Consider the following 13,391-nt stretch of genomic DNA (forward strand, 5'->3'; position numbering starts at 1 on the left):
CCCGGCTGCGCCAGCAGGAAATCGCCATAGCGACCAATAGCGCCACCAAGGAGAACGCGCTGTGAGCGTAGAGCCCGCCAACGACCTGCTCGATCGCGAGCGTCCTTCCGCCCCGCGCTTTACCGACGAAGCCGCCGCGATCTCCGCCGCACACGAAGCCGCCGCGTTGATCGCCGCGATTTCCGCGGATCCGGCCGAGCGGCACCGCATCCCGCACGAACAGGCGGCGATCCTCGAGCGCTCGGGCATCACGACGGTGGCGCTCTCGCCCGAGGAGGGCGGCATCGGCGCTTCGGTGGCGACGATCGTCGAGATAACGCGTATCATCTCGGCTGCGGACGGCGGCGTCGGGCAGCTGGTGCAGATCCACAACATGATGCTGCGCGGTATCCTGCGCCGCCCCGACGACGCACTGCGCCGCCGGGTCATCGCCGATGTCGCCGCCGGCAAGCGCCTGGGCCATGCCGCGGCCGAAGTGGGCGGCAAGCACAAGTTCGACATCCGCACAACCGCCAGCCGCAACGCGGACGGCAAGTGGGTGGTGAACGGCGCCAAGTTCTATGCCACCGGCAGCTACCTGGCCGAATGGATATCTTCGGGCGCGAAGACCGAGGACGGCCAGATCGGTTTCCTGGTCCACCGCGACACGCCGGGTCTCGTCCTCGACGACGATTGGCATTCCTTTGGCCAGCGTCACTCGGTGAGCGGCGGCGTGCGCTTCGTCGATCTGGTGCTGGAGGACTGGCAGGTCAACCTGCCTGTGGCCGGTGTGCCGCAGAAGCCGGAACGGACCGGCCTGACCTGGGCGCAGATCAACCACGCCGCGATCGACGCCGGCATCGCGCGCGGCGCCTTCGAAGCGGCGATCCATTACCTCAACAACAATTCCAACGTCTGGATCGATGCCGAGGTGGAGAGAGCAGTGCAGGAGCCGCTGATCATCAAGCGCATCGGCGACTATGCGGTGGCGCTGCGCGTGGCGGAATCGCTGCTGCGCGATGCCGCCGAACTCTACGACGAATACAACGCCAAAGGGCGGCCGAGCGAACTTGATGACGAACTGATACTCGCCGTCGCAGCCGCGCGTGTGAAGACGGACGAGGCAGCACTGCTGATCTCCAGCGACATGTTCTCCCTGCTCGGCGCCAGTTCGTCGTACCGCAAGTTCAACCTCGACCGATTCTGGGCCGACGTGCGCGTCCATACCACCCACGATCCGATCCGCTGGCGCCTGCATCACATCGGCGACTACTATCTGAACGGCGTTCCGCCTCATGAGTACTCCGCTGTGGCCATCCGCCGCCCGAGCCCCTCGAATCCGGACTGACGCAGCGCCGATGACAAACCTGAAGCCCGTGGCCGCCCAGAAGGCGGAGCCCGGCGGCTCGTCTCCGCTCGCCGCCTATCCCCTGCTGCGCAGCCTTGCTCTCTACCGGACGATCCCGGTGCTGTTCACGGCCACGTTCGCGCTTTTCTGTGTGATCCACCTCAGCCTGGCGCTCCAGCAATGGCTCGTCGGCCGGGCGCTGGACGCCGTGAACAGCGGCAAGGCGGCCACGCGCCTGGCCGACGGCACGATCGACTTCAGCGTCGCCTGGCACTGGACCGCGCTTCTGGTCGGTCTGGCGGCGGGACGCGGCGTGCTTCAGTATATCTCGGGGATGTGCAGCATTCGCGCCAGTCAGGCGCTGCTCTCCACCCTGCGCGAGCGCATTCTGGTCCAGGTGCAGACGCTTCATCTCGGCTATCACTGGCAGCACGGCATGGGGGAGATGATCACCCGCACCACCCGCGATGCCGACAAGCTGCGCGATGCCCTGGTCGCCTTCTGGCGACAGACCGTGGAAACGGCCCTGGTGGTGACCGCCGCCATGGGCCTGCTGTTCTGGTACGATCCGCTGCTGGGCCTCGTACCGTTTCTTCTCACCCTGCTCGGCTTCTGGATCTTTGTCCGGCAGACCGACACTCTTGTCGTGCTCGACCGCAACGTCAGCGACGCTTACGATCAGGTCAACCAGGATCTGTCCGAAGGCATTGGCGGCGTTCGCGTCATCAAGTCGTTCCGGCTGGAGCAAGGCCGCATTCGCAAGTTCCGGGGCCATGTCGGGTTCTTCCTGGACCAGTCGCGCCATGCGCTGGCCTGGTGCAGTTCGCGTATCCCGATCCCGCAGGCGGTGGTGGCACTTGGGCACGTCTGGATCATGGGTTACGGCGCGCATCTCGTCGCAGCCGGCAAGCTGGGCGTGGGCGAGCTGGTTTCCGCACTGCTGATCGCTACCACTCTGGTCTTCAGGGTCGAGACGGTCGGCCGCGTGATGCGCATCTTCGCCGACGCCCGCGCTTCGGCCGCGCGCATCTGGGATTTGCTCGACCAACAGCCCGCCATCGTCGGCGGCAGTGAAGCGCTTCCCGAGGGAGCGCTCGGTTTCCGCCTGGATGCGGTGCGGCTGCTGGCACCGGGCGGTGAGACGGCCATTCTCGACGATTGCAGCATGATCTTGGAGCCGGGCCGGATCGTGGCTTTGGTAGGGGCCACGGGTTCGGGAAAAAGCTCGCTTGCGGCATTGTTGCCGCGCCTTGCCGACGTCAGCGGCGGCGCCGTCTCGATCGGCTCCGAGGCCATCGGCTGGCACGACGTTCGCGGCCTGGACCTGTCCGGTCTGCGCCGCCGGGTCCATGTCGTGCCGCAGGACATCTTCCTTTTCTCGGACACCCTCGCCGCCAACTTGCGCGCAGCGGCCCCTGAGGCCGATGATAGTGCGCTGGTCGAGGCGCTCCGCCTCGCCGGGGCCGGTGAACTGCTGGAGCGCCTGCCGGATGGGCTGGAAACCCGCATCGGCGATCGCGGCGTAACTCTTTCCGGCGGCCAGCGTCAGCGCCTGTGCCTTGCCCGCGCCCTGCTCGCCGCCCCGGACATCCTCGTCCTCGACGATGCCACCAGCGCGCTCGACGCCGTGACCGAACGCACCGTGTTGCGCAACATCCGCGCGCTTCGCGCCGCGCACGGCGGACCGATGACCGTCCTGCTCATCACCAGCAAGCTGTCCTCCGTCCTGCTCGCCGACCGGAGTGCGGTCCTGGCCAATGGCCGTATCGCCGCTGCGGGTAGGCATGAAGACCTCCTGCTCGACCCGCTCTACCGCGACCTTCTGGGAATAGACCGTGCCGCTGCCTGACAACAAACGCGTCCTCAGCGACATCGAAATCGAGGAAATGCTGGCGCGCAATGCGCTCGACCGAAGCATGTTCCGCCGCCTCGTCCCCCTGCTCGGGCCTGTCCGCCGCCAAGTGGCCGCCGTCTTCGCGCTCGAGACGCTGCTCGTCGGCATCGTCTTCGTCCGACCCTGGTTCGTCGGGCAACTGCTCGACCATGGACTGGTCGAGGGACCGAACGGCTGGACGCTCGATGAAGGGCTGCTCGCATGGCTGAGCATAGGCCTTGCTGCGACATGGCTGGCCCGCTTCGTCTTCGCCGGCCTTTCCAGTTACCTGGCCGGCTCCGCCGCGCTTCGTGTGCTGAACGACTTGCGCATCCGGATCTTCGAGCACATCCAGGCCCTTAGCGTCGGCTATTTCGATCGCACCAAGGCAGGCCGCATCCTCTCGCGCGCAGACCGCGACGTCGATGCGCTGGAAGCCCTGCTGGTGCAAGGGCCGCCGGACATGCTCTCGGCCGTGCTCCGCTTTGGCGGAGCCGCGCTGATGCTGTGGCTGATGTCGCCGCTGCTGCTGCTCGCGCTGGCAGGCGTGGTGCCGTTTCTCGTAGTCGGCACCTGGCTGTTCAAACGTGTCTCGCAGCGCAGTTGGGCCGTGGTGGCGGAAAACCGCAGCCGCTTCACCTCGCATCTTGTGGAGACCGTGTCCGGGGTGCGCATGATCCAGCAGCTCGTGCGCGAGGAACCCAACCGGCGGCGCTACCGCGAACTGCTCTCGGATTTCGACGGCGCGCTGGTGCGGGGCAACATGCGTTCGGGCTGGTTCGCGCCGCTGAGCGGACTGCTCAATGCGGCGGGCATGGCGATGATCCTGCTGGTAGGCAGCTACGGGCTGCTGGAAGGCCAGATCACGCTGGGTCAGCTTGCCCAGAGCCTGTTCTATGTCATGCTGTTCCTCGGGCCGCTACAGGACCTGAACGACCTGTTCGAACGCTACGCCTCCGGGTCTGCCTCGGCTCAGCGCATCTTCCTGCTGCTGGATACCCGGCCAGACATCCTCGATGCGGACGATCCGGTACAGGTCTCCTCGATGCGCGGCGACGTGGAGTTTCGTTCGGTCGGCTTCTCCTATTCGCCTGGCGTTCTCCCGCAAGTGCTGCACGATCTTTCGTTGCACATCCACGCGGGCGAGGTCGTTGCCGTGGTTGGTGCGACCGGGCACGGCAAGAGCACGCTCGTCCAACTTCTCACGCGCTTCTACGAGGCACAGACCGGGCAGGTGCTGATCGACGGGATCGACGTGAAGCACATGCGGCAAGCCGATTTGCGCCGCCATGTCGGCGTAGTCCTGCAGGATAACGTCCTGTTCAGCGGGACGGTTCTCGACAATCTGCGGCAGGCCCGCCCCGATGCCCCGGACGAAGATCTGATAGAGGCCGCGCGCGCCCTCGATGCCGACGAAGTGCTGGGAAGACTGGCCTTCGGCTATCAGACGCAAGTCGGCCCGCTCGGGGCGAACCTCAGCCATGGTCAGCGGCAGCTCGTCTGTCTCGTCCGTGCCTACCTGACCGATCCGGCGGTGCTGGTCCTCGACGAGGCTACCTCGGCAGTCGACGTTCACACCGAACGTATGATCCAGCGCGCGCTTCGCCGCCTCTGCGAAGGACGCACCGCCATCGTCATCGCCCATCGTCTCGCGACGATCCGGGATGCCGATCGCATTGCGGTGATCCGTGACGGACAAGTCGTCGAACTTGGCAGCCATGCGGAACTGACGCTGCTGCAAGGCCCCTATGCACGGCTTTACGAGGCCTACGAGCGCCAAAGCGGCATTGTCACCGACGGTCAGCAGGAGCGGATAATCGAACGATCGCCCACCGTCGACGCCACTCTGTGAGACATACTCGGCCGCTTTATTGCCAAAGTGTTTCCATTTGGTGGAAAGTACATAGCGAGTTTCAATTCATAGCTGTATAGTCAGCAAGCAATACTGCTGATATTGATACATCCGCTCCAGTCAATTGCTGCCAATGGTGCAGAGCACGTAGAGCACCCCATTCCAATTCGCGAAAAATCACGTTTTTTCATGCGTTTGCAGGAGGCGGCGCAGTTTGGCCCGTACCTTGCAATGTACGTCTCTGCGGGGCGACCGCGCAGTAGAACCGATGAGGTCGATCGCTGCGCGAACCGCAAGACTGACAGAAAAACAGCGGTTCGGAGCATTTGGCATGAATTCCACGAAAAGATACTTCCTGCTTGGGTCGGCTATTTCGGCCCTGGTACTGTCCGTTACGGCGAAGGCCGAAGTCATTGCCTCCGAAGTGGAAAGCGCGGAGGCACCCGGCAATATCGTCGTAACCGGTGCCCGAAGCGCAGGACGCACGGTGGAGAACAGCCCGACTCCGATCGACGTGCTGCCGTCCGAAACCCTGCGGCAGGCGAACCAGGCCAGCCTCCTGCAAACTCTCAACGATACCCTGCCTTCGTTCAACGTACCCAATATGCCGGGCTACGGCATCAATACCTTCATCCGCGCGGGTCAGCTGCGCGGCCTGAGCAGCGGCCACACCCTGGTACTCATCAACGGCAAGCGCCGCCACGTCACTGCGCGGCTCGGCGTCAACGACGTGGGCGTCGCGGCGGTCGATCTCGGCCTCATTCCGCTGAACACGATCGACCGGGTCGAAGTGCTTCGCGATGGCGCTTCGGCGCTCTACGGCTCCGATGCGATTGCAGGTGTCATCAACATCATCACCCGCAAATCCGCCGAAGGCGGGGAGGTCAGTGCGCGCGCCGGGCAATATTACCAGGGCGGCGGTTGGCTCCAGCAATACGACGCCGGCGCCGGCCTCCGGCTGGGAGACGGCGGGCACCTCTACCTCTCCGGGCAGTACGTGGACCAGAAGCCGTTGTTCGCCGACGGCGACGTGCCGGACAACATCCTGTTCTACTTCCCGCGCAATGCCGCAGGCAATCCCGTGCTGCCCGCTGGCAATGCCTCCACCGCACCCACGCTGCCCACTGGCGCCACGCCCGATCCGCGCGAAGCGACGGTCGATCGCCGCAGAATCTTTGGCGCGGCGGGCGGCGTGCCGAGGGCGCAACTCGCCTCGTTCACCGCCGACCTGGGGCTCCCCCTCGGAGACGACCTCGAACTCTACGGCTTCGGCGACTATTCCTGGCGCAAAGGACGGTCGCCGCAGCACTACCGCTTCCCCTCGCGCGACCAGAACGTGAGGGCGATCTATCCGGACGGATTCACACCCTACAGCGGCGTGGTCGAAAACGACTTCTCCGCCTTGCTCGGTCTTCGCGGTGAGATCGGCAACGGCTGGAACTGGGATCTCAGCAGCGGTTACGGACAGGACGATATCGACACCTATGTCTATGATTCCGTCAGCCCCAGTTACGGACTTCAGAGCGAGACCGACTTCTTCCTCGGCAACTATCGCTACACGGCGTGGACCTCGAACCTCGATATCCGCAAGAGCACCGAGGACGGGCTGTTCGGGTTCGGCACGGACTGGTCGTTCGGCGCCGAGTTCCGCCGCGAAACGTATCGACGCACCGCCGGCGAAGAACAGTCCTGGGGCTATGGCGGTCAGCCCATCCTCGATGGACCCAACGCGGGACGGCCGATTTCGCTTTCGGACTCCGGCTCCCAGGCGGACACCGGCGTCCGGCCCGAGGATGCGGCGCGAGACAACCGCAATTCCTATGCCGTCTATGCCGGACTATCGCTGCGTCCAAGCGAACAGGCCACGCTCGATCTTGCAGCGCGCTACGAACGCTACCAGCGTGCCGGAGACGTGCTGACCGGCCGGGTGTCGGGGCGCTACGAGATCGTCCCCGGCCTTGCCCTTCGCGGCACCGCCAGCACCGGTTTTCAGGCACCCGCCCTCGCCGCGCTGACCTTCCGCCAGACCAACGTGACGGTGAACCAGACCAACCATATCCTGTCGGTCAGCTCGCCGGAGGCGCAGGCGCTAGGCGCGAGGCCGCTCAAGCCCGAACGTTCGACCAACTTCAGTTTCGGGCTCGTTGCACAGCCGGTCAGCAACGTGAACTTCACGGTCGATCTCTACCAGGTCCGCGTGAAGGACCGTATCTCCCAGATCGGCGCCTTTCGTGAGTCCACCCATCCGGGCTCGGGCGTGCTGGTACAGGCCGCCTCGCCCACGTTCGGGCCTGACGACAGCATCTCCTACCTCATCAACGCAGGCACCACGCGGACACGCGGTGTCGACGTGGTGCTGGACGGCAAGATAGACGCCGGCCCCGGCGCGATCCGTTGGAGCCTTGCGGGCAACTACAACAAGACGAAACTGCTAGACGTCGCGGAGACGCCGGATGTTCTCCAGCGGTTCAACATCGTGCTGATCTCGTCCACCACGCAGGCGCAAATCCTCTACCGGGCGCCTCGCCTCAAGGCGATCGGCTCGGTGAACTGGGAGTCCGGCCCCTTCTCGCTCGGGCTGCGCGGCACCTACTACGGTAAGATCAACCGCTCTTACACGCTGACGCAAACGACCGGCCCGAACACCATCGAACTGGTGAACGTGGGCAATATCTTCGTCGCCGATCTCGAAGCGGGCTACGATTTCACCGACCGGCTCGGCCTGCGCCTCAACGTCAACAACCTGTTCGATGCCAAGCCAGCACAATTGCCGAAGAACGCCACCTCTCGCTGGCCGTTCTCCTCGGTCGCCTATGTGCAGGACAGTCCGGTCAATCCCCTTGGCGGCTTCTATTCCGCCACTCTCACCTATCGCTGGTAATTCCAACGCGCCTGAAGGAGGCTATCATGACGCAAGCCATCGACACGATCTGGTTCACCCGCTGCCCCGTCCCCACCGCCACGGGCCTTGCCTACAAGCTGGGCTGGCTTGACGCGGAGTTCGCGCCGGACGGGATCGCCGTCTCTACCTTGCAGGATAACCGCGGTTCCGACCTTGCCCGCCATCACTACGACCACGAGCTTCCCTCGCTCATCCGCGAGGGGGGCAATCTGCTGGCCATTGCCGCGCGTGCGCAAGGGGCGCCGAGCCGGCTGATCGGCCTCACCTGGATCGACGAGGCACAAGTGATCCTCGTCCGTCCGGATTCCGGTATCGCCCGTCCGGAAGACCTCAAGGGCAAGCGCATCGCCCTGCCGGGCTGGACGGACAAGCCGGACGCCGCGCATGTGCGCGGTTCCAGTATCGCGCGCGGCATGACCCTGCACGGCATCAAGGGCGCGCTGGCCTATGCCGGACTGACGTTCGACGATGTCCACTTCGTCGAGGTGGCGGCGCGCACCGCACCTCAGGGCGATCCTCGCGTTCAGCTCCAGTCGCTATGGAGCGGGCTTGTCGATCTTGTCGAGGGGCGGGTCGATGCTGTCTATGCCAAGGGTGCCTCCGCTATCGACGCGGCCAAGCGCCTGGGCCTGGAAGTCGGCATCGACCTTGACACGCTCCCGGAGCGCCGCTGGCGCGTGAACAACGGCACCCCGCGACCGATCACCGTGCATCAGGATCTGCTCGACAATCATTTCGACCTCGTCGTGCGGTTCCTCGAACGCACCCTGGCGGCGGCCGACTGGGCCGGGACCAACCAGCAGAAAGTGCGCGAACTCCTGGAAGGAGAAACCCGAGCCGGCGCCGAAGGCGTCGCCCGCGCCTATAGCGACGCGACGCTGGCCGACCTGCACCCCGATCTCTCCGAAGAGCGGCTCGCCCTGTTCGAACAGCAGAAGACTTTCATGTACGTCCACAACCTCCTCGACCGCGATTTCGCGCTGTCGGAATGGGTGGACGCACGACCGCTCGAAGCCGCTCGCCAGCGGTTGCACGAACGCGCGGCCGAAGCGGTATAAAAGGCGGCGAAGGGAGCGGCGGGCCTTTTGCCTGCCGCTCTCGGAGCAACTGCCCTAGTCGCCGATGAGGCCGGCGTTCTTCAGATAAGTTCGGATCACGTTGCGGGTGACGCCCAGCGCCTGCGCCGTGCGGACCTGGTTCTCGTTCGAATGCGCATAGGCTTCCCGGACGGCGAGATCGATCAGCCGGTCGAGCAGTTCCGGCTCCCCCGCGGCGATGAGTTGCGAAAGCGTCGAGCGGACATGTTCCAGTCCCTGCAGGTCTCCCCGTAGCTCCGTTGCGCTGGCGTGACGGTCGTTCGGCAGGCCGAGATGTTCGGGCTCGATCAGTTTGCCCGGTGCCACCAGGGTCGCGCGCTGGATCACATTTTCGAGTTCGCGGATGTTCCCCGGCCAGGCGTAACGGAAGGCGACATCCTCGGCATCAGGGCTCAATTCTATCGCGGCCGAGCCGGACTTCTCTCCATAAACCCCGAGGAAATGGCGCGCGAGCGGTAGGATGTCAGCCGGACGTTCGCGCAGCGGCAGCAGCGGGAGGGTGACGACGCCGAGCCTATAGTAAAGGTCTTCCCGGAATCGTCCGGCCTCTACGGCGGCGCGCAGATCGACATTGGTCGCGGCGATGAGCCGCACGTCGAGGCTCACAGGTCTCCGGGCGCCCAGTCGGACGACTTCGCGTTCCTGAAGCACGCGCAGCAGCTTGACCTGAAGCGGCTGCGGCAGATCACCCACCTCATCCAGAAACAGGGTTCCGCCGTTAGCCGCCTCGAACCAGCCTTCGCGCGCATTGTGGGCACCGGTAAAAGCCCCGCGCTCGTGGCCGAACAGCTCGCTTTCCACCAGCGTTTCGGAAAATGCCCCGCAGTTGACGGCAACGAACGGCCGGTCGGCACGCCCGCTGAGCTGGTGGACGTGCCGGGCGACGAGTTCCTTTCCGGTCCCGGTTTCGCCCGTGATCATGATCGTTGCGTCGCTGGGCGCCGTCCTTTCGATCAAAGGCAGAAGCGCTTTCGATCGAGGGTCGGAGAAGATGAATGTCCGCGCCCGGATCGCCAGGGCGGAAACTTCGAATTTCAGGATCGTATCGCGCATGTCGAAGCCCCGTGGTTGTCGCTCCTAGCTCTCAAGCCAGTGCGGTGGTCCGCTTCCACTTGTCGAGAACGACGCTAACACCATTTGTCTACCAAAACAGTTGAGAATTCTTGATTGACACAAAGCTGGGCTTTAGTCGCTCTACGCAGCGCTATCGCGGAGGCGGGGGGAATCGGCGACCAGAGCGCGCGTGTAGTCATGTTGCGGCTCGTCCAGCACATGCCCGGTCAGGCCTTGCTCCACGATGCGCCCTTGCCTGAGTACCGCCACATAGTCGGAGACCGCCCGCACTACGCCCAGGTCATGCGTAACGAACAGGATGGTCAATCCCGACTCCCGTTGCAGCGAACGCAGCAGGTCGATGATCGCCGCCTGGACCGAAACGTCGAGCGCGGATGTGATTTCGTCGCAGATCAAGAGCTGCGGCTTGCAGATCAGCGCACGGGCGATCGCCACCCGCTGCCGCTCCCCACCGGAGAGATCGCGCGGATAACGCTGCGCCAGTTCCGGTGCCAGCGCCACGCGGCGCAAGACCTCGGCCACTTCCTTGTCGGCATCGGCAGACCTGATCGGGAAGAAGTGCAAAGCGGCGGTTCGCAGGATCTGCCCCACGGTCTGACGGGGATTCAAGGCGCGGAACGGATTCTGGAAGATGTACTGAATTCGTCGGCGCAAGTCCTTGTCGCGGTTTCCAGCCAGGTCGAGCGGACGGCCATCATAGAAGAACACGCCGTCCACATCCTCCACGGCGCCGACCAGCGACCGGGCAAACGTGGTTTTGCCCGAACCGCTTTCCCCGACCAGCGCGGTGCAATAGCCTTCGCGCAGCGACAGGTTCACATCGGCCAGCACCTGATTGGCGCCATAGCTGGCCGTAACCTCTTCGAGAATGGCAAGCATGCGCCGCTCTTTCCTCTCCGCCCCCGTGTCCGACCTCGTTTCCGGCGCTGCGGCCGGCGTCCGTACGTTCGCGGTCACATCCTCGCGATTGCCGCGAACGGGATGATGACACGCGGCTAGGCGGCGATCGCCGAAGTCTCGCAAGGGCGGCCGTGCCTTGCAGCTTGCGCTGCGAAGATCGCAGCGCGGCGCGAAGGCACATCCTTCGCCGCGATCCTGCAGTGCCGGAGCATGACCGGAAATGGCGCGCAACACATGCCTTCCGGAAATGTCCGGCACCGCGTCGAGCAGCCCGCGCGTGTAGGGATGGGTCGGTGCCTCGAAGACCTGTTCCCGAGATCCGCTTTCGACGATCCGTCCCGCGTAGAGAACGACCACCCGGTCTACCAGCTCGCGCACGACGGCCAGATCGTGCGAGACATAGACGGCGCCGATCTCTCGCGTTCGGCAAAGATCCCGCACCGTTGCCAGGACTTTCGCCTGGGTGCTCACGTCGAGCGCCGTCGTCGGTTCATCCAGCACGATCAAGCGCGGACGAAGCACGACCGCCAGCGCCAGCAGGACTCGCTGCTGCTGCCCCCCCGAAAGCTGATGCGGGAAGCGGCGAAGAAACGCCGCGTCCGCCGGAAGGCCGACGTCGGCGGCAGCCTCGGCTATCCGCTGGCGCCGCTCACCTTGCGAAAGTCCGGGCTGGTGGACCCGCAGCACTTCTTCGAGCAGCGAGCCGATGCGGCGCATGGGATTGAGGGCGAGCGCCGGATCCTGCGCAACGTGCGAAATGACCGGGCCGCGCATCTGTCGCCGGCCAGGCTCGTCGAGCGAGAGCAGATCGCGCCCTTCGACGAAAACCGACCCGCCGGAGATCACCGCGCCGGCGCGCGCATCTCCCAGCAGTGCGGTCGCGATGCTGCTCTTGCCCGAGCCGCTTTCCCCGACGACACCGAGGATCTCTCCCGGCGCGACGGAAAAGGCGATGTCTTCCACGATCGAGGTGCCGTCATCGAGCGATACGACCAGATCCCGTACCTGAAGCAGGCTCTTGACGAAGGGAACGACGCTCATGCCCGCTCCTCCCGTTCCCGTCGTTTGATCCCGCGCATGAGCGTGCGGGCGCGCGATTTCGGTCCGCGCCGCGAAGGAATGCGCGCGCCTGCCCTGGCGATGCCCTCGGCCAGGAGATTGCTGCCCAACGCGAACAGGCCGATCAGAGCCACCGGCGCCAGCACCGCCCATGGCTGGATCATCAGGCCGGCGCGGTTCTCGTTGATCATCAATCCCCAGTCCGCGGCCGGCGGCGCCACGCCGTAGCCTAGAAAACTGAGGCCCGAGAGCATACCGATCGCCCAGGTGAGCATGATCCCCAAGTGTACCAGCAGCGGCGTGGAGATGTTCGGCAGGATTTCCAGCAGCACCACTCGCCACCAGGGATAGCCCATCAGCCTTGCCGCCTCGACGTATTCCTGGGACGCCACGCCCAGCGTGACGCCGCGCGCCAGACGGATAACTCCCGGAACGAAGGATATCGCCACGGTAAGCACGATAAGCCAGGGCGCCCGGCCCAACATGGATACCACCAGAAGGACCAGGATGAGGTCGGGGAACGCGAGCAGGACGTCGGTTGCCCAGACCACGGCATGATCGATCCCGCGCCGGGACAGCCCGGCCGCGATGCCGATGATCGCCCCCGCCGCGAGCGCGATGGCGGAAGCCGCGAAGCTCATCCACAAGACGGAGCGGCCGCCGGCGAGCAGGCGCGACCAGACGTCTCGCCCGAGATAATCGTACCCCAGCGGCGAACCGTCGCCCGGCAGGCCATAAGTCGGTCCCACCAGAGCGAGCGGCGACTGCGAGGCTGCGTAAGGCCCCAGCAGCGCGACGACCAGAACGGTGGCGGCGAGAACCAGCCCCAGCCGGGACTGCGGATCGCGGTAAAGGTTCGAAAGACCGTTGCTCATACTCCGCCCGCCTTCAGCTTGAGTTTTGCGCGCGTGCCGGCCCTCAGGCGCGGCCGCGACGAGGTGCGCAGTTTGGGCGTCACCAGGACGGTCGCGATATCGGCCAGAAGATTGATGACCACCACGCCGATCGCCATCGTCAGCGTGATCGCCTGGATGACCGGCACGTCCCGCATCTCGATGGCGGCGTTAAGGGCATTGCCGATGCCGGGATAACTGAACACGACTTCCACGATCAGCCCGCCACCCAGCAGCAGGCGGCTTGTCAGGGCAATGCCCTGAATGACCGGAACCAGGGCATTGGGCACTGCGTGGGTCCAGACGATCCGCCACTCGGAAATGCCCCGCAGCCGGGCGGCGGCGACATATTCCGCCTCCAGCGTCTCGATCATGGCTGAGCGCACCAACCGCAGCAGGAACGGCGCGACCGTC

The 13,391-nt window shown here is 65.1% G+C and carries 9 protein-coding genes; 5 read left to right on the forward strand and 4 right to left on the reverse strand.

The window, feature by feature from the left end; genetic code table 11:
- Window positions 1–61 precede the first annotated feature (61 nt).
- From RT424_RS15850 to RT424_RS15870, 5 genes are all read left to right on the forward strand, one after another.
- Window positions 62–1,327 (forward strand): acyl-CoA dehydrogenase family protein, encoded by a 1,266-nt coding sequence (locus tag RT424_RS15850; protein ID WP_313440261.1) that lies wholly within the window; start codon window positions 62–64, stop codon window positions 1,325–1,327.
- A 10-nt stretch (window positions 1,328–1,337) separates the two neighbouring features.
- Window positions 1,338–3,176 (forward strand): ABC transporter ATP-binding protein, encoded by a 1,839-nt coding sequence (locus tag RT424_RS15855; protein ID WP_313440263.1) that lies wholly within the window; start codon window positions 1,338–1,340, stop codon window positions 3,174–3,176.
- On the forward strand, window positions 3,163–5,052 hold the full coding sequence (locus RT424_RS15860; protein ID WP_313440265.1) for an ABC transporter ATP-binding protein: 1,890 nt from the start codon (window positions 3,163–3,165) through the stop codon (window positions 5,050–5,052). Before RT424_RS15855 ends, RT424_RS15860 begins: the two co-directional genes overlap by 14 nt.
- Before the next feature lie 331 nt (window positions 5,053–5,383).
- Entirely contained in the window at window positions 5,384–7,933 is a 2,550-nt protein-coding gene (locus RT424_RS15865) for a TonB-dependent receptor (RefSeq protein ID WP_313440267.1), read from the forward strand.
- Window positions 7,934–7,959: 26 nt separating this feature from the next.
- Entirely contained in the window at window positions 7,960–9,012 is a 1,053-nt protein-coding gene (locus RT424_RS15870) for an ABC transporter substrate-binding protein (RefSeq protein WP_313440269.1), read from the forward strand.
- A 54-nt stretch (window positions 9,013–9,066) separates the two neighbouring features.
- Here the strand turns inward: RT424_RS15870 and RT424_RS15875 are convergent, their stop codons facing one another.
- The 4 genes from RT424_RS15875 to RT424_RS15890 form a co-directional block, all read right to left on the reverse strand.
- On the reverse strand, window positions 9,067–10,104 hold the full coding sequence (locus RT424_RS15875) for a sigma-54 dependent transcriptional regulator (protein ID WP_313440271.1): 1,038 nt from the start codon (window positions 10,102–10,104) through the stop codon (window positions 9,067–9,069).
- Window positions 10,105–10,245: 141 nt separating this feature from the next.
- Window positions 10,246–12,066 (reverse strand): ABC transporter ATP-binding protein, encoded by a 1,821-nt coding sequence (locus RT424_RS15880; RefSeq protein WP_313440273.1) that lies wholly within the window; start codon window positions 12,064–12,066, stop codon window positions 10,246–10,248.
- Window positions 12,063–12,959, reverse strand: a complete 897-nt coding sequence (locus tag RT424_RS15885) for an ABC transporter permease (protein ID WP_313440275.1) — start codon at window positions 12,957–12,959, stop codon at window positions 12,063–12,065. Before RT424_RS15885 ends, RT424_RS15880 begins: the two co-directional genes overlap by 4 nt.
- Window positions 12,956–13,391, reverse strand: a 436-nt coding sequence (locus tag RT424_RS15890; RefSeq protein WP_313440277.1) for an ABC transporter permease, incomplete at its 5' end; no start/stop codon positions are given. The genes RT424_RS15890 and RT424_RS15885, both read right to left, overlap by 4 nt.

The sequence above is a fragment of the Novosphingobium sp. genome, assembly GCF_032093395.1.
GTDB lineage: Bacteria > Pseudomonadota > Alphaproteobacteria > Sphingomonadales > Sphingomonadaceae > Novosphingobium.

What these genes read in the sequence shown, in the direction of transcription:
- RT424_RS15855 (WP_313440263.1), top strand. Translation starts at nt 1,338, where the DNA reads ATGACAAACCTGAAGCCCGTGGCCGCCCAGAAGGCGGAGCCCGGCGGC.
- RT424_RS15865 (WP_313440267.1), top strand. Translation starts at nt 5,384, where the DNA reads ATGAATTCCACGAAAAGATACTTCCTGCTTGGGTCGGCTATTTCGGCC.
- RT424_RS15870 (WP_313440269.1), top strand. Translation starts at nt 7,960, where the DNA reads ATGACGCAAGCCATCGACACGATCTGGTTCACCCGCTGCCCCGTCCCC.
- RT424_RS15875 (WP_313440271.1), bottom strand. Translation starts at nt 10,104, where the DNA reads ATGCGCGATACGATCCTGAAATTCGAAGTTTCCGCCCTGGCGATCCGG.
- RT424_RS15880 (WP_313440273.1), bottom strand. Translation starts at nt 12,066, where the DNA reads ATGAGCGTCGTTCCCTTCGTCAAGAGCCTGCTTCAGGTACGGGATCTG.
- RT424_RS15885 (WP_313440275.1), bottom strand. Translation starts at nt 12,959, where the DNA reads ATGAGCAACGGTCTTTCGAACCTTTACCGCGATCCGCAGTCCCGGCTG.